Below are 20,110 nucleotides of genomic sequence, written 5' to 3'. Positions count from 1 at the left end.
GTGGCACCATGGAGAGCATGACTGGTAACAGCTCAGGTACGAGCAGCTCAGGCAACAGCAGCTCAAGCGGCAGCAGCTCACGTGGCAGCGGTTCAGGCGTCAGCTCCGCAGGCGACCGCGCCCCGCTGAAGGTGGGCCTCGTCGGCTACGGCCTGGCGGGCTCCGTCTTCCACGCCCCGCTGATCGCCGCGACCGAGGGCCTGACCCTCGACACGGTCGTCACCTCGAACCCGGAGCGGCAGGCCCAGGCCCGCGCCGAGCACGGCGAAGGGCTGCGCTTCGCCGCCTCCCCCGACGAGCTGTGGGAGCGGGCCGACGACCTCGACCTGATCGTCATCGCCTCCCCGAACAAGACGCACGTATCGATCGCGACGGCCGCCCTCAAGGCGGGCCTGCCGGTCGTCGTCGACAAGCCGGTGGCGGGCACGGCGGCCGAGGCCCGCGAACTCGCGGCGCTCGCCGACGAGCGCGGTCTGCTGCTCTCCGTCTTCCAGAACCGCCGCTGGGACAACGACTTCCGCACCCTCGACGCGCTCCTCAAGAGCGGCGACCTCGGCGACGTCTACCGCTTCGAGTCCCGCTTCGAGCGCTGGCGCCCGCAGCCCAAGGGCGGCTGGCGCGAGTCCGGCGACCCGCAGGAGATCGGCGGCCTGCTCTACGACCTCGGCAGCCACGTCGTCGACCAGGCCCTGGCCCTCTTCGGCCCGGCCGTCTCCGTCTACGCGGAGTCGGACGTGCGCCGCGCGGGCGCCGAGGCCGACGACGACACGTTCATCGCCATCACCCACGCGAACGGTGTCCGCTCCCACCTCTACGTCTCCGCCACGACCGCCCAGCTCGGCCCGCGCTTCCGCGTCCTCGGCTCGCGGGCGGGCTACGTGAAGTACGGCCTCGACCCGCAGGAAGCGGCCCTGCGCGACGGCGAGCGCCCCGTCGCCGGGCAGCCGTGGGGCGTGGAGGACGAGTCGATGTGGGGCCGCGTCGGCGCCGGGGAGTCCCCGCTGACCGGCGGCGGCCGCCCCCAGCCGACCCTCGACGGCGACTACCCCGCGTTCTACGCCGCCGTCGCCGCCGCTCTCCACGACGGCGCCCCGAACCCGGTCCCCGCCACCCAGGCCGCCGACGCGCTCGACGTCCTGGAAGCGGCCCGCCGCTCGGCCCGCGACGGTGTGACGGTGACGCTGTGAGCGCCGGGCAGCCGGTCTCCGCACCGGACATCGAGACGCTGGAGGAGCAGGAGCGCCGCCTGGTCCTGGACTCCTTCACGTACGACGACGCGTGGGCTCTCGGCACCCTCCTGGTCGACCTGGCCCGCGAGCGCCAGGCCCCGGTCGCCGTCGACATCACGCGCGGCGGCCAGCAGCTCTTCCACGCGGCGCTGCCCGGCTCCACCCCGGACAACGACGCCTGGATCGCCCGCAAGCGGCGCGTAGTCGAGCGCTACCACGCCTCGTCCTACCTGGTCGGCAGCCGCTTCCGCGCCAAGGGCACCACGTTCGAGGACTCCTCCCGCCTGGACGTGGACACGTACGCGGCCCATGGCGGCGCCTTCCCGATCAGGGTGCGGGACGCGGGAGTGGTGGGGGTCGTGGTGGTCTCGGGCCTCCCCCAGGTGGCGGACCACGCACTGGTGGTCGAGGCGCTGGAGCGCTTCACAAGCACGCCCTGACGGGCGCGCCCCTGAGGGGGATGCCGCACGAAGTGCGCATCCCCCTCAGGGGCGCGGGGAACTGCGCGACCAGCCACGACGGCGCGTGACTCGCCACGAGACGGCGACCCCTACGGCGCGGCAGCGCAACCCGCACCCCGGCGCCGGGCGACTAAGCGGGCTTCAGAACCTGCCGCTGCCGCCCGAGCCCCTCGATCTCCAGCTCCACCACATCCCCGTCCCGCAGATACGGCTTGGGCTCGGGCTGCCCCATGGCAACCCCCGCGGGCGTCCCCGTGTTGATGACGTCCCCGGGGTACAGGGTCATGAACTGGCTGACATACCGCACCACTTCCGCCACGGAGAAGATCTGCTCCGCGGTGGTCCCGTCCTGCTTCAGCTCCCCGTTGACCCACAGCTTGAGCTGAAGCGCCTGCGGGTCGGGGACCTCGTCGGCGGTGACGAGCCAGGGCCCGAGCGGGTTGAACGTCTCGCAGTTCTTGCCCTTGTCCCAGGTGCCGCCGCGCTCGATCTGGAACTCGCGCTCCGAGACGTCATGGGCGACCGCGTACCCGGCCACACAGGCGAGCGCGGCCTCGTGGGACTCGACGTAGCGGGCCGTACGTCCGATGACCACGGCCAGCTCGACCTCCCAGTCCGTCTTGGTCGAGCCGCGCGGCACGAGCACCGTGTCGTTCGGCCCGACCACCGTGTCCGCCGCCTTGAAGAAGATGACGGGCTCGGCGGGCGGCTCCGCGCCGGTCTCCGCCGCGTGGTCGTGGTAGTTCAGGCCGATGCACACGATCTTGCCGATCCGGGCCACCGGCGGGCCGACGCGCAGCCCCGCGCCGTCGAGGACGGGCAGGTCGCCGGAGGCGGCGGCGGTGCGGATCCGGTCGAGCGCGGCGTCGTCCGCGAGCAGTGCTCCGTCGATCTCCGTCACCAGTGCGGACAGGTCGCGCAGGGTGCCCTCGGCGTCGAGGAGCGCGGGGCGCTCGGCTCCGGCCGGTCCGACTCGCAGCAGCTTCATGCGGTAACTCCCTCTGTTCTAGGAGGAGCCTCCATGACCCGGTGCGGCCTGCAGCCATCGGAGGACTGGTCGATCCTCCAAGAGAGGGGTCCGGTCCGCAATACCCCGTTCACGGACTGGACCGGGCCGGCCGGTGACCGGCCCTCAGACGGCGGGCATCGTCGCCCCCGCCCCGTACGGCATGTCCCGGTACAGAACGGCCCGCTCGACCGCGCTCCACGTCGTGGACGTGACGACGTACAGCGCGGCGGCCAGCGGCACGAACGCCACCGAGAACAGCGTCATGAACGACATCAGCGGCATGTACTTCGTCATGGCCGCCATGCCGGGCACCTGCGGCTGGTCAGCGGAGAGCGCGGGCGCCGCGGCCGCCGACGCCGCCATCTGCGCCTTGCTCCGCCGGTAGTTGAACGTCGCCACGGCCGCGACGAGCGCGAACAGCGCCACGTACACCAGCCCCTGCTCCCCGAACAGCCCGCCGTGCGCGAGCGCCTCCTTGAAGTTCCCGCTGAGCGGGGCCGCGCCGAGGGTGTGCCCGAGCAGACCGTTGGGCTCGTCACCGATGCTGCCGCTGGAGAACAGGTGGTACAGGAGGAAGAACGCCGGCATCTGGAACAGCATCGGCAGGCAGCCCGAGAGCGGCGAGACCTTCTCCGCCCGGTGCAGTTCGAGAATCGCCTTCTGCAGCGCCTCGGGGTTCTTCTTGTGCTTCTTGCGCAGCTCGGCGATGCGCGGCTGCAGCTTGAGCCGTTCCCGCTGGCCCCGGGCGCCGGCCCGCGACAGGGGGTGGACGAGGAGTCGTACGAACGCGGTGAACAGGATGATCGCCGCGGCCGTCGCCGAGGCGTCGAACAGCGGCTGGAGCAGGTCGGCGATGTGCTCGACCAAGCTCGCGAAAAGGGACATGAACGACGACATGGGTGAGCCCTCCGGGGGTCTCGTCGTGCCGGAACGGAGATGGTTCGGCGGCGTGACGGACTACGGACCCGGCGCGTGGAGGGGCGAGGGGCTCAGCAGGCCGTCAAGGCGAGACGGCCCGGTGCTCGGGGCCTGGTGCGGCCCGAGGCGTCGGGATCGCGTTGTGGCAGGAAGGCCGTGCGTTGCGCACGGTCGCGCATCGCCGTACGGACCCGGTGGCGCGGCACGACCGGCGCGCTACGGGCGGCGAGCAGGGCGCACGCGGCGAGCGCGGAGCCCGCGGCGGCGGTCGCGGCGAGCGCGACGGCCCCGGCGAGGGTGCCGGTGTCGGCGAGGACGGCCTGTACGAGGGTCTGGACGACGAGGAACAGCAGGAGCGCGGCGGGCCGCAGCCGCAGGGCGGCGGTCCGGGTGTGGTGGTTCCGGTTCATACCGCGCGCTCCTCCCTCCTCGTACATGTACACGTCCTCCACCCTTTATACAGGCTCGGCCGTGACAGCCTCGGTGCCGATCGGATCCCGTGCGAGCACCTCCTCGTCGGGCCGCCCGTCCCGGTCCGCCGGACACGCGTACGTCACCACGAGCGTGACGGCGAGGTTGGCGGCGAGCGCGACGATCCCGGCGTTCACCCCGAACACCGGATCGTGCTCGCTGAATACGAGCCCGCAGACGATGCCCACCCCCACCGCGAGCCCGCTCAGGGCGCCCACCAGGCTCAGCCGCCGCCACACCAGCCCCACGAGCAGCATCGGCACGAGCTGCGCCATCCCCTCGTAGGAGATGAGGGAGAGCCGCACGAGCGTGTTCGGTGCCGCGTACGTGAGCACGAGCGCGACACCGCCCGCGACCACGACGACCACCTGCGACCACGTCTTCTGCGCCTGCGACGACTCCCGCCACCGCGGCACGAGCGAGAAGACACTGCTCCCCCACATCGTGCCGATGACCAGCATGAACACCGCCATCGGCACGATCGACGACAGCGCGGCGGCGACCCCGACGACCCCCACCGCCCACGCCGGCAACGAGTCGACGACGAGTTTGAGCAGCGCGAGGTTCGACTCGGCCCCGGTCAGCCCGGGGACCACGAACAGCGCGGCCATGCCGAGCAGCATCGGCACGAACAGCAGGACGTTGTAGGCGGGCAGCCACATCGCGTTCCGCCGCAGCGCGTCCGCGCTCCGCGCGCCCAGGTACCCGGCGACGGTGGTCGGGAAGATGACGACGGTGAGCGCGTTCAGGAAGGTCGTCGTCGCGAACCAGCCGCTCCCGTACGGGGATCCGCCGCTGCCGGGCAGCGTCAGCCACGCGCTCTTCTCGTCGACGAGCCGCCCGAGGAAGTCCCCGTAGCCGTCGAAGTAGTGCAACGGCACGTAGATCGCGAGGAACGCGAGCGTGACGATGACCAGCCCGTCCTTCAGGACCGACACCCACGCGCTGCCGCGGAGTCCGCTCACCACGACGAAGACGGTGGTGACGGCGAAGCCGATGAAGTACGCCCAGTTCAGGCTGATGGCACCGTAGGAGATCGTCGAGACGACGACGCCCATCCCCGTGATCTGCAACTGGATGTACGGCAGCAGGAACACGGTGACGAGAACCGCGACGCCCGCGCCCAGCCACGGCCTCCCGAACCGGTGCGCCACTATGTCCGTGATGCTGACCAGCCCGTGCCGCCGCGCGTACGCCCAGAGCATCGGCCCGACCACGTAGCCGACCGCGTAACCGCACGACATGTACGCGACGACGTAGAGGACCGGGGCGCCGAAGTTGTACCCCCACCCGGCCGCGCCCAGATAACTGAAGCTGGTGTACCCCTCCCCCGCCATCAGCACCCAGATGAACACCGGCCCGAGCGACCGCCCGCCCACCGACCACTCGGCGAGCCCGCCCCCTCGCCCCTTCCCCCGTACGGCGAGCAGCCCGAGGAGGAGCGTGACGACCATGAACACGCCGAAAAGACCGCTGGCGACCGCCGCGTCACTCATTGCTCCGGCCCCCCTTGTGATCTCCGCGCCAGGTCAGCCATACGGCGACGGGCGTGAGCAGCGTCGCGGCCAGCAGCCACACGAAGAGGAACGGCAGCCCGAGCAGCACGGGCTCGACCCGGTTCACGAACGGCAACGCGCCGATGTACAGCACGAAGGGGACGAGGAGCCAGAGCAGGTGGGGTCGTCGAGCCCTGGGGGGCGGTCGCTTGATCACGGACGACGAGCCTAACGGGGTGTCATGCGCGCGAGCTTCCCCCACACCACGAGCCGGTACCTGGAGGTGAACTCGGGCGTGCAGGTGGTGAGGGTGAGGTAGTACCCCGGCTCGTCGTACCCGGCGGACGGCGCGACGCGGCTGCGCGGCACCGGCCCGATGACCCCGCCGTCCGCCGCCGACGTCCGGGCGAGGGTCTTGTCGACGACGTACGTGTACGTCGCCTCGCGCGTCCGCACGCTGAGCGCGTCACCGCGCCGCAGCCGGTTGATGTACCGGAACGGTTCCCCGTGCGTGTTGCGGTGCCCGGCCACCGCGAAGTTCCCGGCGCGGCCCGGCTGGGCGGTGCCCGGGTAGTGACCGGCGTAGCCGTGGTTGAGGACGCGCGCCTTGCTGATCCCTTCGGCGACGGGGACGCGCAGGCCGAGGCGGGGGATGGAGAGGATGGCGTAGGCCTGATCGAATCGGGGGCCGGTACTTTCCTGGCTGACGCGCCCTCGGTCGGTACCGCTGCCGCTGCCGGGGCCCGTGCCTGTACCGGGGCTGACGGGCATGACGGCCGGGTCGTCGCCACCCACCGCCGGCCCTTCCCTGTCGGCACCGTCCCCGGCGGCGGCGCTCTCCCCCGCCTGCCCCTGTCCCTGCCCTCGCCACTCCCGCTCCAAGGCCTGGACCGTCCGCTGGGCCCCGACCCGAGCCTGCCGATTGGTCCACCACAGCTGATGGACGACGAGCAGCAGCACCACCACTCCGAGCGTGACGGCGGCCTCCGCCCCGCCCCAGAGCGCGCGGCGCACGACCGCCCGCCGTGGCGCCCGCCCTTGCGCCACGACGCGCGGCCGACCACTCCCGCCGCCCGTACGTCCTCCACCGCCCGTACGTCCCCTACGTAGCTGCAGCACGCGCGCAAGATAGATCCCGGGGCCGCAAGTCACCAGGCCCACGGCAGGGGAGAACGGGCGGGCCCGAGCCCGGCGCCCCCGGATGGGGACGGTCCCACGCGAGCCGTCCGGCAGTACGGTGTCATCCATGCGCCCCGACACGCCTGCCACGCCCGCCGAGAACGAGCACGCCGACCACGTAGCGGAAGCCGAGCGCCTGGAACGCACTGCGGCCATGTACCCCGAGGACGCGGAAGCGCTGCTCCTCCAGGCGGCCGCCCACTACGAACTGGCCGACGTCCGCGACCGCGCCACGGCCCACTACGACGCCCTGCTGGCCGCGAAGGACGTACACGACCCGGCCCTGATCCGCGCCCTCAAGGCCGCGAACCTCTGGGAGTACGGCCACGAGGCCGAGGCCCAGGCGATCATCACGGGCCTGCGCGCGTCGGCCCCGCGCGACCCGGCGCCCTGGGTGATCATCGCCGAGTCCCTCGAAGCGCACGACGAGCTGGAACCGGCGCACGAGACGTTCACGGAGGCCCTGGAACTCCTCGTCCCTTCCGCGGAGCGCGACTCGGGCGACCTCCCGTACGCCGCCCACTCCCTCGTCCTCGGCCGCCACCGCGTCCGCCGCCTCCTCGGCGCCGACCACGACGCGTGGGACGCCCTCGCCGACCGCGTCAACCGCACCTCGGTCTCCCTCGACGAACTCCACGACCCCAAACGCCTCTGGTCCCTGGGCTCCGACAACCCGGTCGAACTCCGCGCCGAGATCGACCGCCTCCACGCGGAACTCGGCTCCTACCGGGAGGCCCTCTCCCGCCCGTTCCCGGTGGCGGTTCTGCACTGGCCGTCGGACGAATACGCGGAACTCCTGTCGGCGTACCCGGCCCTGTCCTCCGAATACCCGTCCTACGAGGCCCACTTGGCATCGATAGAGGCATCGCTGCGAGAACTGTCCTCATCAGGCACGGGCAACCTGGGCATCGTCACGGGCACGGTCCCGTCCTACGAGGCGTTCGCGGCGTCGGAGGCCTCTTCACCGGGCGAGGCGTCGCTGCTGCCGCAGTACGCTACGACGCTGGCTGCGCGGGGGCGGGCTATCGCCTGGCCGCCGCAGGCGGGGGCGGTTTGCTGGTGCGGGTCGGGTTCGGCTTACTCGGGGTGCCATGGGGGCGGGGCCTAGGCATTCCGGCACCCCCGGCAGGCCGGCACAATCGTCTTGTGCCTCGCATGATCCCGTCTTCCCCTTCCGTTTCGACCCGCATGAGCCGCCAGGGCTCGCGAGACACTGCCCCGGAACTTGCAGTTCGTACGTTGCTGCACAGGGCAGGCTTTCGCTACCGCGTCAACCTCCGCGTCCCTGGCATGTCTCGTCGGACCATCGACATCGCCTTCCCCAAAAGTAAGATTGCCGTCTTTATGGACGGATGTTTCTGGCACGGATGTCCCGATCACGCCACCCACCCGAAGTCCAATGCGGATTGGTGGCGCACCAAGCTGGACAAAAACATGCAACGGGACATCGAGACGACGGAACATCTTCGATCAGAAGGATGGATCGTCCTACGCTTCTGGGAACATGAGGATGTGCAAACCGTCGCAGCCACGGTAGTCGAGGTGAAGAACCACGAAGACCGAAAAGCAAGGCGTGGCACGCTTTGACTTGATGTCCGATTCGGATTGCTGGAGAAAAATGCCCGCCCCTTTCATCACCTCGATATGCGGTTACCGCGACGGACGCCCCAACACGTCCGACGCAAACGACACACAATCCAAAGAGCTTGGCACAACATTTTTCGATGCGATGGGGATCAGTCGCAACTCGGCACCACCTAGTCAAGCTGTCGGCAACTACATGTCGGAGCTCATGACAGCCGACCTGGCCAACTATTTCTCGGCGCAGGACTTAGACCTCGCCGTCGAGCCCGAGAAGGCCTTCCCTCGTTTCGAGCAATTCTTGCACCTCAACGTCACCAAAGAACTCGGTAGCAACATGGCGAAGGACGTGGTCAGCGCCATCGCAGACTTGGAAACCTACGCCGCCCGCAACAAGATCGAACCCGAGCTCAGCGCCCGCCTGGAAGAACATCTGGTGCGCATACGGAGCGAAGTGCAACGCGCAGAAGATCGGAGACGCGACCTGCTGGACGTCCTCGGCCAGGAGTCCCTCCTCAAACTCGACGTCACGGTCTCGCGAACCATTGAGAACAAGGTCGACCCGAGCACACCACTTCAGCACCTACTCGCCGGCTTCTCCTTAAAGTGGACCCTCAGAACCGACAGGGCTCAGGACTGCCGAAGCCAGGGAGCGAAGATGGCCGCTCTGCGGCGAGGGCGCATGCCTCACTTCGCCACGGTGACCATGGAGCCCCGGCCATCGATGCTGGCCCTCCTCGGCCGCGGCTCCGGCGATGTCGACTGCGTCTACCACCTCCACCTCCCGGCCCTCACCGAGGCGATCGACGACTACTGCTCCGGGACCAAACGCAAGGGACGCCTCGGCATTCGCGACAACTTCCGCCGCCTGTGCGACCAAAGGCGAGTTCGTGACTACGACGAGCTCCGGAGCTACACAGCGACGCTCTGACGGATCCGGCGAGGGGCCACCACCCCTGCCCCTCGCCACCCATCACTCGGCCGGTTCGCACTGCACCCGCCGCAAGTCACACGGCCATCAAGGACAACTGTCAGTCCCTCCGATTAACCTGTCGAGCATGGCAAAGCGCATCTCCATGATCGACCTGTTCGCAGGCTGCGGCGGCATGACCTCGGGGTTTGTTGCGGCAAAGGGGTACAAACCGGTCATGGCTGTCGAATGGGACCTCCACGCTGCGGCTACCTACGCGGCTAACTTCGGCGAGTCTCACATGCGTTGGGGAGACATCGCCCAGGTCGAGAACAGGGAGATCCCCACGGCAGACCTGATCATCGGAGGCCCCCCTTGCCAGGGTTTCTCCAACCTGGGCACGCGTGACGTGAACGATCCACGCAACAAGCTGTGGAAGGAATACATCCGTTTCGTTCGTCACGCCCGCCCCAAGGTCTTCGTCATCGAGAACGTCGATCGATTCCTGAAGTCCTCCGAGTTCGACCTGCTGCAAGCAGAGGTCAACGGTGGACTCCTGGAGGGATACGAACTGACCTACGGTCTACTACTGGCTGCCAACTACGGCGCACCACAGAGACGCAAGCGGGCGATCGTCATCGGTTCGCGGATCGGAAAGATCCCCCTGCCCGAGCAGACTCATGGCCAAGGGGACCCTCTGGGACTGAAGAGGTGGCGCACTGTGCGCGACGCCTTCAGTGGCAAGCAGCTGGCCGACAGGCCCGCAACCACCGTGCTCCCCGCGTCGACCACATCATTTTTCGGCAAGGAAGTGCCCGGCATCTTCAAGAGCGCGGATCTCCACATCGGCCGCACTCCGACCGAGCTGTCTCTGCGTCGTTACGCCCACATCCCTCCGGGCGGTGGACGGTTCAACCTCCCGGAAGAACTCCTTCCGAACTGCTGGAAGAACAAGCCGACGGGTACTACGGACGTGATGGGACGGATGCAGTGGAGCGAGCCTTCCGTCACGATCAGAACCGAGTTTTACAAGCCTGAAAAGGGCCAGTACCTCCACCCTCAATGGGAGCCGGGCCCCAATGGGCATCGGGTGGACCGCCCCATCACCCATCGCGAGGCGGCTCTCCTACAGACCTTCCCTGACAGCTTCCTTTGGTGCGGCACGAAGATTCAGGTCGCCAAGCAGATTGGGAACGCCGTTCCGCCCGCGCTTGCCGAAGCCATCGCGAAACACCTCAAGCCTTACATCCACGCATCTCAGTAGCGGATCTCGGGGGCCGGGTGGTTCTTCTCACCCGGCTCCGCAGTCGCGTAGCACTCTCCTCCCACGACGACTGTGCGCCGATCGGTCACGGCAGGCGCTGGAACCAGACGCACAGCGACCCACGTGCCCTTTTCCGGCACAGGCAGATCCAGTGCCTCCGCAATGCGTGGGCTCTCGTTCTGAGCTCCCAGGATGACCACTCCCTCATCGGCGAGGCGGCTCCGGGCGTCGCGAACTCGCTTCGGTGCGTCCAATTGTTTGGCAACAGTCACTACGGCGTTTCGATCGACGATGCTTCCCTGAACACGCCTGAAGAGTTGATCCACCCTATTCTGTCCCGGAGGGACGGCCATTACGGATCTTCGCACCTCTGGCTCCAACTGCAGCAGAAGATTTTGACTCAGTCTTCCACCCTCATAGAGCCAGGAGATCGATCTGCGCCCCGCTTTGGAAATGTTTTTCTTGCCGTCCTGATTACCGGACGCCGTAAGTATTTCAGGACGAATCTTCACCAAGCCGACGGAGAAGGTCGAATTCGCGTCGTTGGCAGCCATTAGCAAGCAGACGTGCCCCGTCGCCTCTCGCGGGATCATCCATCGGCCGTCCAGCGAGAATTTTGCATCCGCTTCCACCCCGTCGATCCGATAGTCCATGCGCTCCCCACGCGGGAGGCCGAAGTCGGAGCGACAGATAATCTCCACCTTGGTGCCGAGGTACGTCTTCTCCGTCTTCTCAAGATCCTTCACGTCGTAGCGACCCGTCCGCTGGCCGTCCAGGACCTCGTCGAACGACTGACGGAAAATTCGCGAGAAACGAGCCTCAAGATCAGCACGGTTCCAGCGCGCCATGAACCACTGTGCGACCCGCGCCACATCGGAGTCCTCTATGGATGACAGGGCATGACCGTCATGAGCGGGCTCGTGCACGTCGAACAACACGTCGTTCTCTACCGTCATGAGCGCCATTTTACGGCCGGAACGCCGATGACGGCGGGTACGCAAAGGCCCAACTGGTGTCCACTGAAGCAGACTTCAGCCTCCTGAGTCTCCGCCCTCCAAATGTTGCAGCAGTTCACGCACCTTGGAGAGTTCGGACGCGACCCGAGCCCACGCGAAGTCCGCCAGATCGGTTGCGAGTTGCGCCGCGCGCGCCTCAACCAGCATCGATACATGCCCGATTGCGCTCAATGCATCCATTTCGTGCACCATGCTCAAGGCTTCCCAACCGATCGGTGCAGAGCACACGAAGAGGGTGCCCTGAACAGGAACCGTGACAAGAAGCGCCTTCGACTCGTACCCGTCGCCCAAGAAATGAACGTCGACCGCCATGACCTCCTGCAGATCTGCGACGGCCCTGCGCACGATGGCGCGCATCACCACGTCGGTCCGTTCCGATTCCGCGTCACCCGACCTCCCATCGCCCATCACGCATACTCCTGCGAGGTCAGTTCGAACCGCTCCTGCGCCCGTTCCAGCGCCACTTCCGGGTCACAACCGTGTGCTCGAAGCCAGTGAAGCACGTCGGCCATGACCTCCAGGGCGACCGCTGCCGCCGCTTCGCCCGGCACACCCCTTGCCTTTTCGGCATTCGAGGGGCGCAGCCGTGCCGCGTCGTACATCGAGAGCAGAGTCTCGGCGCGTGCCACGCGCACACCGCCTTGGTGCCCGTCCGCAGAAACCAGCCCAGTGGCCAGTTCACACCAAACGATCTTGCTATTAGCGCCCGGCTGAACCCCCCAGCGATCCGCAGTCGCGTCCACCAGGGCCACGCCTCGCCCCGACTCCGAGTCCGCCGAAGCGGACAGCAACGTCGGCAGGGCGCGCGCGTCCGGGTCCCGCACCTCGATGCGTAGATAAGTGCCGCGCACGGAGAGCATGAGGGAGGTCGGGGTGCCGACTCCCACATGCGCCACGACATTGGCAACGAGTTCACTTACGCACACTTGCGCGGCCTCGACCGCGTCGTGCAGTCCCCAGCTCTGGAGATGGAGTCGGACAATTCGTCGCAAAGCGGCCAGCTCGCGAGGCTCTGCAGTGAAGTCCACGCCCCAAGGTTTCCTGACCATGCATGCCGTGCTCTCGTTCATAGCTGTACCCCTCCACCGGACACGTGGGTCACACGGTGCGACCGCAGTAATTCTTAGAGTTACAGTGAAACTCTCAAAATGGAACTCTCATTTTCTTCCCGCAGAAGCGCGTTCAGGCAACGCACGCCCCCGGCGCACGCCACCTTGCCGCTCTCGGGAGACAGGCAGCACGATCAGTCGGAGCAGCGAGAAAGGCCACCACACATGACAGTTGGACCCACCACCCGCAGGCGACAGTTGGGCGCCGACCTGCGGCGTCTCCGTGAACGTTCGGGCCTCACTCTCGAAGAAGCAGGGGCCCGCGTCGGGATCTCGAAAGCGACGCTGAGTCGGTACGAGACCAAGGAAGGAACGGTCAAGTGGCCGGCTGTGGACGCTCTGTGTCGTGAGTACGGCGCGACAGAGGAGGAACGTGCGGCCCTGGTCGACCTTGCCAAGGGTGCCAGGATCCAGGGGTGGTGGCGCTCGCTGGCCGATCCCATCCCTGAGTCCATGAACCTCATGCTCACTCTGGAGGACGAGGCTGTCCGCGAGGATCACTACGCCTCCATGTACATCCCTGGCCTCCTCCAGACCCGCGCCTACTCCGAAGCCGTCCATCGCGCTTCTGAGATGCGGTGTCCGGAGCAGGAGGTGCAGCACATGGTCGACATCCGCATGAAGAGGCAGGAGTTGCTGCTCCGCCCCGACCCCCCGCATCTGTGGGTTGTGATCGACGAAGCCGCTCTGCGTCGGCTCGTCGGAGGGCGCGATGTCATGCGTGAGCAATTGCGGCATCTCGCTGAATCTGCGGAGCGCCCCCAGGTGACCGTGCAGGTGCTGCCGTTCGCGAGCGGAGCGCACGCCGCGGCCGTCGGCAGCTTTGTCATCCTGGGCGGCCCCGCGCCCGAACTCGACGTCGTGTACGTGGACGTCCTGGGCGGAGGACTGTTCATGGAGAAGCCCAAGGAACTCGAACGCTATAGGTTGGCGTTCCAGTACCTGAGTGCACAGGCCCTCGGGCCTGATGACTCCGAGGAGCTCATCCACCGTATAAACAGGGAGCGTTGATGTCCGCGCCGCTCGCGCCGCAATGGTTCAAATCCTCGTACAGCGGCGGCAGCGGAACAGAGTGCGTGGAAACCGCTCGTACCGTGGACGGAATCCTGGTGCGGGACTCCAAGCGGGCCGACGGTCCACAGGTTCTGGTGTCCCCGGTGGCGTGGTCCCACTTCCTCTCGTCTCCGGGTGTGTGCAAGTTCGTAGAAGTCTGATGCGTCCTTACGGGAAGCGCCCGCAAGCTGTCGCAAGGAGACACCAGCGCCGACCCAGGAGGTACCCATGGCCCTGCACATGCTCGGTAAGGACCCCAACTCCCCCGACGGTAAGTCCGCGACGGTGTACTACGACGACGTGAGGGACAGGTACCTGGTGCAGGGGCTGAAGGTCGTGGACCAGGGGCGGCTCGCGCAACTGGATCTCCCCGACCACGAGACCGTCGTCGAGATTCCGAAGTACATGGTCAACTTCTTCCCGGAGGTCAGTGGTGGCGGCGGAGCCGACGTTCAGTGATCTCTTCCGCTTGGCCGAGCGCTCCGCGGTGCACCTCGAGATGCGAGACGGGTACATGCCGTCCGACCCGAGCTACCAGGCCTGGCAGGCCGGTGAGCGAAACCGGGTCGAGGACAACGACCCCACCGCCCGGACGTGGTTGAGGCTGATGGCGGAGGTCACCGGGCGCGGCGTTCGGGTTCGGCGTGCCCGCGTCTGCTCGGTGCCAGAGGCGGACTACATCCGTTATGAGCATCACGTCACGGATGCCAACGTCAGGGCCGGCGAGGAAGTTCGGTGGCTGCCACGGCGGCAGGTGTCCGACCTCGCGCTGCCCGGGAACGACTTCTGGGTGTTCGACGACCGGCTGGTCGTCTTCCTTCACTTCAGCGGCGACGGCGAACTGTCACCGCATGGAGATGAGGAACGTACGACCGATCCGGCTCTGGTCGGCATGTGCTCCTCCGCGTTCGAGGCGGTCTGGAAACGCGCGGTACCGCACGGCGAGTACGAGCTGTCCTGACAGGAACGGGTGGAGTCATCGGTGTCGCCGTCGTCGCCCGTCTCCAGTGTTCAGCAGGCGAAAAGGGCCCTCGGCCTTCGGCTGCGGGAGATCCGTAAGGATCGCGGGATCACCGCACGCGCGTTGGCGGCGGCGGCCGGATGGCACGAATCCAAGGCGTCTCGGATCGAGAACGGCAGGACGCCGCCGTCCGACGAGGACATCCGGACGTATACGCGCCTCTGCCGAGCAGAGGACCAGACGCGGGATCTGATCGCCACTTCCCGTGGGATAGACGGCATGTACGTCGAGTGGCGGCGGATCGAACACGCGGGACTCGGTCGCGTGCAGGAATCGGTGCGCCCGTTGTACGAACGCACCCGTCGTTTCCGCATCTACCAGTCGTGGGTGGTCCCCGGGGTGCTGCAGACCCCGGACTACACGCGGGAAATGTTGAAGACCGTGGTGGCGCTGCGAGGCGCCCCGGACGACATCGAGGAAGCGGTCGCTTCGAGGGTGGCACGGCAACACGTGCTGCGCACGGGACAGCGGCGGTTCGCCGTCCTGATCGAGGAGTGGGTGCTGCGCAGCATCACCGGTGATGCCGACGTCATGGCAGGCCAACTCGGGCATCTGATCGTCGTCGCCGCGTTGCCGTCGGTAAGCCTCGGAGTGATCCCGATGGGGACTGCTCGCGGGGTCGCGTGGCCCACAGAATCGTTCGCGATGTACGACGACATCCAGGTGTCGGTCGAGTTGGTCTCGGCGAATCTGACAGTGACGCAGCCACGCGAGATCACCGAGTACGAGCGCACCTTCGTCGAGCTGTCGAAGCTGGCCGTGTACGGGTGTGCAGCCCGCAAGTTGATCACTGCTGCGATCGACGCCCTCGGGTGAAGGCGTGCAAGTGCGTAGAAGTTCGTTGAGGGCTTCGTTCCGTTGGGCCGATGCTCTACGAGACGGTGCTGCCGGAGCACTTGGGGTTCGGGACCGACTCGAACGGCCTTCTGGCACGGCGCCCGAACTCTTCCTCAAGGAGACGACGTGAGCACGCCTCCCACACCGGGTCCCGACCGCCCCGGCAGTCCTCTTCCTCCGCGGAAACACAACAAGGAGCACTGAATGAAGCCCACCCGCGTCACCGTCAGCATGTCCGGCAAGCACGGCAAGCACGGCAAGCACGGCGGAGAGCCCGATGACAAACCGTGGTCCCCGCCACCGGAGCCGCCAAGCCCCGACGGAAGCCGACCGAAGTAGCGGGGACATGGACGACTACCGAGAGATCAGTCGCAAGGAGCTCGAAGTCATGGGGGCCTTCCGGGCCCCCTGGCTTCGGCCGGCCTTCGACGCCGTCGACAGAGAAGCCTTCGCCCCGGATCAGTTCTGGAGCTACGACACCGATGCCGAGGGGCTGCACCTCGTCGTCGACCGGGACATCGACGAAGAAGCGTGGCGGCGTGCCGTCTGGGGTACGCACCGGTCGCTCATCATGCAGATCGATGACGCCGTGCTGCCAGAGCACGGGCCCGCAAAGGGCGTCTTCACGTCCTCCATCTCCGCCCTCGACATCGTCTTCGAGAAGCTGAACCAGCTCGATGTCGGACCCGGGCAGCGGATTCTGCACATCGGCACCGCCTCCGGGTACGACTCGGCTCTGCTGTGCGAGGCCGTCGGCAGCGAGAACGTCACGACCATCGAGTACGACCGCACCATGGCCGCACGCGGCGCCGCCAATCTGGAGGCAGCCGGTTACACGCCCACCGCCCGGTGGGGCGACGGTCTCGGAGGTTGGGTGCACAACGCGCCGTACGACCGGATCATCGCGACGGCGGCGGTGCGCGATATCCCCAGGTCATGGCGGGAGCAGGCCGTTGAGGAGGCGGTCATCCTGGTCCCGTACAACACGCTTTTCTGCACCGGAAGTCTGCTGAAGCTCACCATGCAAGGCGGCGCCGCATCAGGTCGGTTCGTGGGCGGTGCCTGCTACATGTGGGTCCGCGGTCATCGGCCGCTCAACCAGCTCCGCCCGCCGGACGACAGCCGTAAAGACGCCTCCGTCATCGATCCCGGTGAGGTCTTCGCGGGCGGATGGGAGCAACAGTTCGCCCTCGGTCTCCACCTGCCCGATGTCACCTTCTCGCACAGGGGGCATGGCGAGGAGCGGCAGGTTCAGCTCTGGAACGAGGCCGGGACGTCGGTCGCCGTCGTGAACTACAGCCAGTGGTGGCGCCCGGGTGCGGTGACGCTCTACGGCCAGAGGGATCTGTGGGCCGAACTGGTCGGTGTGTACGGGGCCTGGCGCCACTCCGGGCAGCCGCACTACACGCGGTTCGGCCTCACCTTCGACGACCACGGTGATCACCTGTGGCTCGACGAACCCTCCAACGTGTTGCGCTCCCGTCAGAAGTAGGCAGCTACGCGGGTGCCCCGGTGCGGGTTCGTCGCTGGTCGTCAGGCCGGTGGGGCTTCGGGTCCGGCGCCCGCGCCGGTGGGGTGGTTGCGGTGGGTCGAAGTCGGGTGCGGCGCGGTGGGTTCTTTTTCTTGTATTGCGTGGCTTAGGGCGGTGGGGCTTGCTGTGCCCTGCCGCCGTTTCTGTGTTGCCCGCGGACCGGTTGGGGTTGGCTTTCGTGGGCTGGGGATTCGTACGGGAAGGGGTGTGGGCCCGTCTTCCGTGAAGGCCCTTCGGTGCGCGGCGCCGCTCACTGTGGTGGGGCAGGTGCAGGTCTCGTGGGGGGACGGGCGTAACTCCAGTCACGCGAGGTCCAGTTGCGGGCTCGGGCCACGGTTTGCTCGATCCGGCCCCGTTGTGTCACTCTCCGCGTACGAAGCTTTACACACGGGTGACCCCCGCGAGGCTGCAACCTCCGGGGGCCCGACACAGGAGACAAGACCTCCCATGCAGATTCATCGTATGCCTCGCCATGAGCGCGGGTTCACCGTCATCGACAACAAAGCCCTACGCGACCCCCGCTTGTCCCATACTGCGCGCGGCATCCTCGTCTACGTTCTGTCGCTGCCCAGTGGTGCGCAGGTCAATGTCCGGACCCTCAGCGACATGTTTCCGCAAGGGCGGCTTGCCGTGTCCAAAGCCGTCAAGGAGCTGCGGGAGCTTGGGTATTGGGTGACTCGGACCGAGCGGGAGCCTCATACCCGGCGGATCCTGTCGAGTGTGGACGTGTACGAGGTGCCCGGGGCAGGCTCCGTGCCGGTTGCCGGTGAGCCGGTTCCCGGGCGGGTGGGAACCGGGGAATCGGGCGCGTTTTCCCCTGACGGGGGGACGAACCCCTATGAAGACGGGGAGAAGAACCCTCCCCACCCTCCCGCCGCCGAACCGGCCTCGGAGCCGGTCACGCCCGCGCCCTCGGATCCGTACGGCGACGAGAGCGCCCGCATCCTGCGGCGGCTCGCCGACGTCGATCCGCGGTTGAAGCTGAACGAGCGCGGGGTGCGGGAGCTCGTGCCCGAGGTCGGGGTGTGGCTGGAGCGGGGGGCGTCCGCCGCCGAGGTGATCGATGCCGTCAGCGCCGGGCTGCCCAGCAAGGTGTACTCGGCGGCCCGGCTCATCGCAGATCGGCTCACCCGTAAGCGACCCGCGCGGAAGCGGGCCTGGCGGCAGGTGTTCGAGTGTCCGGTGTGCCGGGATCCGTTGCCGTGGGGGCAGGAGAGCGGGGTCTGCCGGTCGCGGGAGTGCAGGCAGGAAGGGTACGAACCCGCCAGGCCAGGGCGGACGGCCGCACCTCCAGCCAGCCTCCAGCTCGCGTGACTCAGGTCACAAGCGCAGTCTCGTCACACTTTCCCGAGCCGCTCCGTCAACCAGGTGTAGCCAAACGGAACAGCTCAGGGAGAGATCACCATGGAAGCTCGTCTCAACCTCTTCGGGAACGCGCTCGCCGGTAAGTTCATGCGGCACATCAACTCCGCCGGGAAGGCCGTCGCCGACGCCGGGCTGCCGCATGCCACGCAGGAGCTCGTGAAGATCCGGGCCAGCCAGATCAACGGGTGCGGGTTCTGCACCGACATGCACACCAAGGACGCCGCCCACGCCGGGGAGACCGCGCAGCGCCTCCACCTCGTCGCCGCCTGGCGCGAGGCCACCGTCTTCACCGACGCCGAGCGCGCCGCTCTTGAGCTTGCCGAGCAGGGCACCCGGCTCGCCGACGCCGCCGGTGGTGTCAGTGATGAGGCTTGGGCGAACGCCGCCAAGTACTACGACGAGGACCAGCTCGTCGCACTCGTCTCACTGATCGCCGTCATCAACGCCTACAACCGGCTCAACGTCATCGTTCAGCAGCCCGCCGGTGACTACCAGCCGGGCATGTTCGGCTGAGCCCCGATCAAAGAGGCACAGACAAGGGTCAGGCTCGCCTCCCAGAGGCGGGCCGCCGTCTCCGGGTCCGTCATGTGGGGTTTCGGCTGCTCCAGCGCCGGTGCCCCGCGCAGGCCGAACGTGCGCGGGCCCCACAGCTGGCCGCCCTCCGCCTCCGGGTCCAACGCCGCGCGGACGATCGGCCACGCGCCGTGGTCCTTGCCCTGGACCATCACCGTCGCCGGCAGTGCGCGCAGGCGGGCGGCGGGCGACGTGACGTGGATGGGCGGGCGGGGCGGGGTCAGCGCGTCCAGTGCGCCGCCCGGGTGGGCGACCAGGCTGCGTACGGGGCTGTCCGCCGCGCGCAGGCGGCGGTCGAGTTCGAAGGCGAACGACATCTGCGCCAGCTTCGAGCGGCCGTACGTGCGCTTGGGCCGGTAGTCGCGCGTGGACTGGAGGTCGGTCAGGTCGAGCCGTTCCGAGCGGGCGGCGAAGCTGCCGACCGTCACCACGCGCGCGGCCGGGGCCGCCGTCAGGAGCGGGGCCAGCCAGTGGGTGAGGGCGAAGTGGCCCAGGTGGTTGGTGGCGAGCATGAGTTCGTGGCCGTCGGCCGTTACGCGGCGGGGCGGGTCGTCAAGGGCGACGCCCGCGTTCGCGATCAGCGCGTCGAGGTGGTCCAGGCCCAGGTCCGCCAGGTCCTGCGGCGCCGACTTCAGCGATGCCAGGTCGGCCAGGTCCAGGGGGATGTGGCGCAGCCTCGCCTCCGGCACGCGGGTCCGGATCGCGGCCATCGCCGTCTCTGCCTTACGGGCGTCTCTGCTGCCCAGGACGGTCAGCGCGCCGGTCGCCGCGAGTTGCTCCGCGACGAAGTAGCCGATGCCCGCGTTGCCGCCCGTGACGAGGACGGAGTGGTCCGGCCGTACGGGTGGCAGGTCGTCGACGTCCCAGCCCCGGTGCCGGTGGTCGGTCCGGCTCGTGGCTGCGGGGGTGGAGGGGCGTCGTGGCATCGGGGCTCCTTGGAAGCGCTGTCGGCGGGCTGGTCCGGATGGATGCCGTCACCTTCCCCCGGGCCGCCGACATATCGGCGACAGTTCGGTTCCGGGCGCCGACAGATCTCCTACAGCGCCGTACGGGCACCGGGCCGATCCGTGATGAACCCCCACATCTC

25 protein-coding genes are annotated in these 20,110 nt (G+C 67.9%); 15 read left to right on the top strand and 10 right to left on the bottom strand.

What is annotated here, in order from left to right; translation table 11 throughout:
• Positions 1–8 precede the first annotated feature (8 nt).
• Complete coding sequence (locus ACH4RC_RS20565; protein WP_398202737.1) at positions 9–1,187, top strand: Gfo/Idh/MocA family oxidoreductase; 1,179 nt, start codon at positions 9–11, stop codon at positions 1,185–1,187.
• The gene (locus ACH4RC_RS20560) at positions 1,184–1,669 is read left to right on the top strand and encodes a heme-degrading domain-containing protein (protein WP_398202734.1); all 486 of its coding nucleotides are present in this window, start codon (positions 1,184–1,186) and stop codon (positions 1,667–1,669) included. The genes ACH4RC_RS20565 and ACH4RC_RS20560 overlap by 4 nt, the downstream gene beginning before the upstream one ends.
• A 151-nt stretch (positions 1,670–1,820) precedes the next feature.
• Here ACH4RC_RS20560 and ACH4RC_RS20555 read toward each other — a convergent pair whose 3' ends face one another.
• The 6 genes from ACH4RC_RS20555 to ACH4RC_RS20530 all read right to left on the bottom strand — a co-directional run bounded on the left by ACH4RC_RS20555 (position 1,821) and on the right by ACH4RC_RS20530 (position 6,598).
• A complete protein-coding gene (locus tag ACH4RC_RS20555) occupies positions 1,821–2,678 on the bottom strand; it encodes a fumarylacetoacetate hydrolase family protein (protein ID WP_398202732.1) in 858 nt (285 codons plus the stop codon).
• 144 nt (positions 2,679–2,822) lie between these two features.
• Entirely contained in the window at positions 2,823–3,596 is a 774-nt protein-coding gene (locus ACH4RC_RS20550) for a YidC/Oxa1 family membrane protein insertase (RefSeq protein ID WP_398202729.1), read from the bottom strand.
• Positions 3,597–3,688: 92 nt separating this feature from the next.
• Complete coding sequence (locus tag ACH4RC_RS20545) at positions 3,689–4,027, bottom strand: DUF6412 domain-containing protein (RefSeq protein WP_398202726.1); 339 nt, start codon at positions 4,025–4,027, stop codon at positions 3,689–3,691.
• A gap of 45 nt (positions 4,028–4,072) precedes the next feature.
• Positions 4,073–5,584: a sodium:solute symporter gene (locus ACH4RC_RS20540; RefSeq protein ID WP_398202724.1), complete on the bottom strand. Its 1,512-nt coding sequence runs from the start codon at positions 5,582–5,584 to the stop codon at positions 4,073–4,075.
• Positions 5,577–5,801, bottom strand: a complete 225-nt coding sequence (locus ACH4RC_RS20535; protein WP_398202722.1) for a DUF3311 domain-containing protein — start codon at positions 5,799–5,801, stop codon at positions 5,577–5,579. Before ACH4RC_RS20535 ends, ACH4RC_RS20540 begins: the two co-directional genes overlap by 8 nt.
• An 11-nt stretch (positions 5,802–5,812) precedes the next feature.
• Complete coding sequence (locus ACH4RC_RS20530; RefSeq protein WP_398202721.1) at positions 5,813–6,598, bottom strand: class E sortase; 786 nt, start codon at positions 6,596–6,598, stop codon at positions 5,813–5,815.
• A gap of 232 nt (positions 6,599–6,830) precedes the next feature.
• Here ACH4RC_RS20530 and ACH4RC_RS20525 point away from each other — a divergent pair, with 232 nt between their 5' ends.
• From ACH4RC_RS20525 to ACH4RC_RS20510, 4 genes are all read left to right on the top strand, one after another.
• Entirely contained in the window at positions 6,831–7,871 is a 1,041-nt protein-coding gene (locus ACH4RC_RS20525; RefSeq protein ID WP_398202718.1) for a hypothetical protein, read from the top strand.
• A gap of 47 nt (positions 7,872–7,918) precedes the next feature.
• Positions 7,919–8,350 (top strand): very short patch repair endonuclease, encoded by a 432-nt coding sequence (locus ACH4RC_RS20520; protein ID WP_398202954.1) that lies wholly within the window; start codon positions 7,919–7,921, stop codon positions 8,348–8,350.
• The gene (locus ACH4RC_RS20515; RefSeq protein WP_398202715.1) at positions 8,337–9,275 is read left to right on the top strand and encodes an NgoMIV family type II restriction endonuclease; all 939 of its coding nucleotides are present in this window, start codon (positions 8,337–8,339) and stop codon (positions 9,273–9,275) included. Before ACH4RC_RS20520 ends, ACH4RC_RS20515 begins: the two co-directional genes overlap by 14 nt.
• A 127-nt stretch (positions 9,276–9,402) precedes the next feature.
• Complete coding sequence (locus ACH4RC_RS20510; RefSeq protein ID WP_398202712.1) at positions 9,403–10,518, top strand: DNA cytosine methyltransferase; 1,116 nt, start codon at positions 9,403–9,405, stop codon at positions 10,516–10,518.
• Here ACH4RC_RS20510 and ACH4RC_RS20505 read toward each other — a convergent pair.
• The 3 genes from ACH4RC_RS20505 to ACH4RC_RS20495 form a co-directional block, all read right to left on the bottom strand.
• Positions 10,512–11,474 carry a NaeI family type II restriction endonuclease gene (locus ACH4RC_RS20505; RefSeq protein WP_398202709.1) on the bottom strand — a complete coding sequence of 321 codons (963 nt, stop codon included), beginning with the start codon at positions 11,472–11,474 and terminating at the stop codon, positions 10,512–10,514. The two genes, ACH4RC_RS20510 and ACH4RC_RS20505, sit on opposite strands and share 7 nt — an antisense overlap.
• 75 nt (positions 11,475–11,549) lie before the next feature.
• Complete coding sequence (locus ACH4RC_RS20500) at positions 11,550–11,945, bottom strand: hypothetical protein (RefSeq protein WP_398202706.1); 396 nt, start codon at positions 11,943–11,945, stop codon at positions 11,550–11,552.
• Complete coding sequence (locus tag ACH4RC_RS20495) at positions 11,942–12,604, bottom strand: ATP-binding protein (protein WP_398202704.1); 663 nt, start codon at positions 12,602–12,604, stop codon at positions 11,942–11,944. Before ACH4RC_RS20495 ends, ACH4RC_RS20500 begins: the two co-directional genes overlap by 4 nt.
• Positions 12,605–12,808: 204 nt before the next feature.
• Between ACH4RC_RS20495 and ACH4RC_RS20490 the strand changes: the two genes are divergently transcribed.
• From ACH4RC_RS20490 to ACH4RC_RS20450, 9 genes are all read left to right on the top strand, one after another.
• The gene (locus tag ACH4RC_RS20490; RefSeq protein ID WP_398202701.1) at positions 12,809–13,654 is read left to right on the top strand and encodes a helix-turn-helix domain-containing protein; all 846 of its coding nucleotides are present in this window, start codon (positions 12,809–12,811) and stop codon (positions 13,652–13,654) included.
• The gene (locus ACH4RC_RS20485; protein ID WP_398202698.1) at positions 13,654–13,857 is read left to right on the top strand and encodes a DUF397 domain-containing protein; all 204 of its coding nucleotides are present in this window, start codon (positions 13,654–13,656) and stop codon (positions 13,855–13,857) included. The genes ACH4RC_RS20490 and ACH4RC_RS20485 overlap by 1 nt, the downstream gene beginning before the upstream one ends.
• Positions 13,858–13,924: 67 nt before the next feature.
• On the top strand, positions 13,925–14,155 hold the full coding sequence (locus ACH4RC_RS20480; RefSeq protein ID WP_398202696.1) for a hypothetical protein: 231 nt from the start codon (positions 13,925–13,927) through the stop codon (positions 14,153–14,155).
• A 40-nt stretch (positions 14,156–14,195) separates the two neighbouring features.
• Positions 14,196–14,657: a DUF6879 family protein gene (locus ACH4RC_RS20475; RefSeq protein ID WP_398202952.1), complete on the top strand. Its 462-nt coding sequence runs from the start codon at positions 14,196–14,198 to the stop codon at positions 14,655–14,657.
• 21 nt (positions 14,658–14,678) lie between these two features.
• The gene (locus tag ACH4RC_RS20470; RefSeq protein ID WP_398202693.1) at positions 14,679–15,533 is read left to right on the top strand and encodes a helix-turn-helix domain-containing protein; all 855 of its coding nucleotides are present in this window, start codon (positions 14,679–14,681) and stop codon (positions 15,531–15,533) included.
• Between the two features lie 225 nt (positions 15,534–15,758).
• Positions 15,759–15,893, top strand: a complete 135-nt coding sequence (locus tag ACH4RC_RS20465) for a hypothetical protein (RefSeq protein ID WP_398202690.1) — start codon at positions 15,759–15,761, stop codon at positions 15,891–15,893.
• A gap of 7 nt (positions 15,894–15,900) precedes the next feature.
• Positions 15,901–17,046, top strand: a complete 1,146-nt coding sequence (locus ACH4RC_RS20460) for a protein-L-isoaspartate O-methyltransferase (protein ID WP_398202688.1) — start codon at positions 15,901–15,903, stop codon at positions 17,044–17,046.
• Between the two features lie 486 nt (positions 17,047–17,532).
• Positions 17,533–18,399, top strand: a complete 867-nt coding sequence (locus ACH4RC_RS20455; protein WP_398202686.1) for a hypothetical protein — start codon at positions 17,533–17,535, stop codon at positions 18,397–18,399.
• A gap of 90 nt (positions 18,400–18,489) precedes the next feature.
• Entirely contained in the window at positions 18,490–18,963 is a 474-nt protein-coding gene (locus ACH4RC_RS20450) for a carboxymuconolactone decarboxylase family protein (RefSeq protein WP_398202683.1), read from the top strand.
• Here ACH4RC_RS20450 and ACH4RC_RS20445 read toward each other — a convergent pair.
• The gene (locus ACH4RC_RS20445) at positions 18,939–19,949 is read right to left on the bottom strand and encodes an SDR family NAD(P)-dependent oxidoreductase (protein WP_398202682.1); all 1,011 of its coding nucleotides are present in this window, start codon (positions 19,947–19,949) and stop codon (positions 18,939–18,941) included. The two genes, ACH4RC_RS20450 and ACH4RC_RS20445, sit on opposite strands and share 25 nt — an antisense overlap.
• Positions 19,950–20,110: the final 161 nt, after the last annotated feature.

The organism is Streptomyces sp. NPDC016845, assembly GCF_044332585.1.
Classification (GTDB): Bacteria; Actinomycetota; Actinomycetes; order Streptomycetales; family Streptomycetaceae; genus Streptomyces.
Note: the sequence above shows the minus strand (reverse complement) of the source record. Positions and strands in the feature narration are given on the sequence as shown.

Bases quoted from the DNA above. Each gene is read 5' to 3' on its own strand.
- ACH4RC_RS20475 (WP_398202952.1), top strand. From the start codon at position 14,196: ATGCGAGACGGGTACATGCCGTCCGACCCGAGCTACCAGGCCTGGCAG.
- ACH4RC_RS20525 (WP_398202718.1), top strand. From the start codon at position 6,831: ATGCGCCCCGACACGCCTGCCACGCCCGCCGAGAACGAGCACGCCGAC.
- ACH4RC_RS20450 (WP_398202683.1), top strand. From the start codon at position 18,490: ATGGAAGCTCGTCTCAACCTCTTCGGGAACGCGCTCGCCGGTAAGTTC.
- ACH4RC_RS20565 (WP_398202737.1), top strand. From the start codon at position 9: ATGGAGAGCATGACTGGTAACAGCTCAGGTACGAGCAGCTCAGGCAAC.
- ACH4RC_RS20495 (WP_398202704.1), bottom strand. From the start codon at position 12,604: ATGAACGAGAGCACGGCATGCATGGTCAGGAAACCTTGGGGCGTGGAC.
- ACH4RC_RS20540 (WP_398202724.1), bottom strand. From the start codon at position 5,584: ATGAGTGACGCGGCGGTCGCCAGCGGTCTTTTCGGCGTGTTCATGGTC.
- ACH4RC_RS20510 (WP_398202712.1), top strand. From the start codon at position 9,403: ATGGCAAAGCGCATCTCCATGATCGACCTGTTCGCAGGCTGCGGCGGC.
- ACH4RC_RS20520 (WP_398202954.1), top strand. From the start codon at position 7,919: ATGATCCCGTCTTCCCCTTCCGTTTCGACCCGCATGAGCCGCCAGGGC.
- ACH4RC_RS20550 (WP_398202729.1), bottom strand. From the start codon at position 3,596: ATGTCGTCGTTCATGTCCCTTTTCGCGAGCTTGGTCGAGCACATCGCC.
- ACH4RC_RS20445 (WP_398202682.1), bottom strand. From the start codon at position 19,949: ATGCCACGACGCCCCTCCACCCCCGCAGCCACGAGCCGGACCGACCAC.
- ACH4RC_RS20465 (WP_398202690.1), top strand. From the start codon at position 15,759: ATGAAGCCCACCCGCGTCACCGTCAGCATGTCCGGCAAGCACGGCAAG.
- ACH4RC_RS20485 (WP_398202698.1), top strand. From the start codon at position 13,654: ATGTCCGCGCCGCTCGCGCCGCAATGGTTCAAATCCTCGTACAGCGGC.
- ACH4RC_RS20545 (WP_398202726.1), bottom strand. From the start codon at position 4,027: ATGAACCGGAACCACCACACCCGGACCGCCGCCCTGCGGCTGCGGCCC.
- ACH4RC_RS20555 (WP_398202732.1), bottom strand. From the start codon at position 2,678: ATGAAGCTGCTGCGAGTCGGACCGGCCGGAGCCGAGCGCCCCGCGCTC.
- ACH4RC_RS20480 (WP_398202696.1), top strand. From the start codon at position 13,925: ATGGCCCTGCACATGCTCGGTAAGGACCCCAACTCCCCCGACGGTAAG.
- ACH4RC_RS20490 (WP_398202701.1), top strand. From the start codon at position 12,809: ATGACAGTTGGACCCACCACCCGCAGGCGACAGTTGGGCGCCGACCTG.
- ACH4RC_RS20505 (WP_398202709.1), bottom strand. From the start codon at position 11,474: ATGACGGTAGAGAACGACGTGTTGTTCGACGTGCACGAGCCCGCTCAT.
- ACH4RC_RS20455 (WP_398202686.1), top strand. From the start codon at position 17,533: ATGCAGATTCATCGTATGCCTCGCCATGAGCGCGGGTTCACCGTCATC.
- ACH4RC_RS20460 (WP_398202688.1), top strand. From the start codon at position 15,901: ATGGACGACTACCGAGAGATCAGTCGCAAGGAGCTCGAAGTCATGGGG.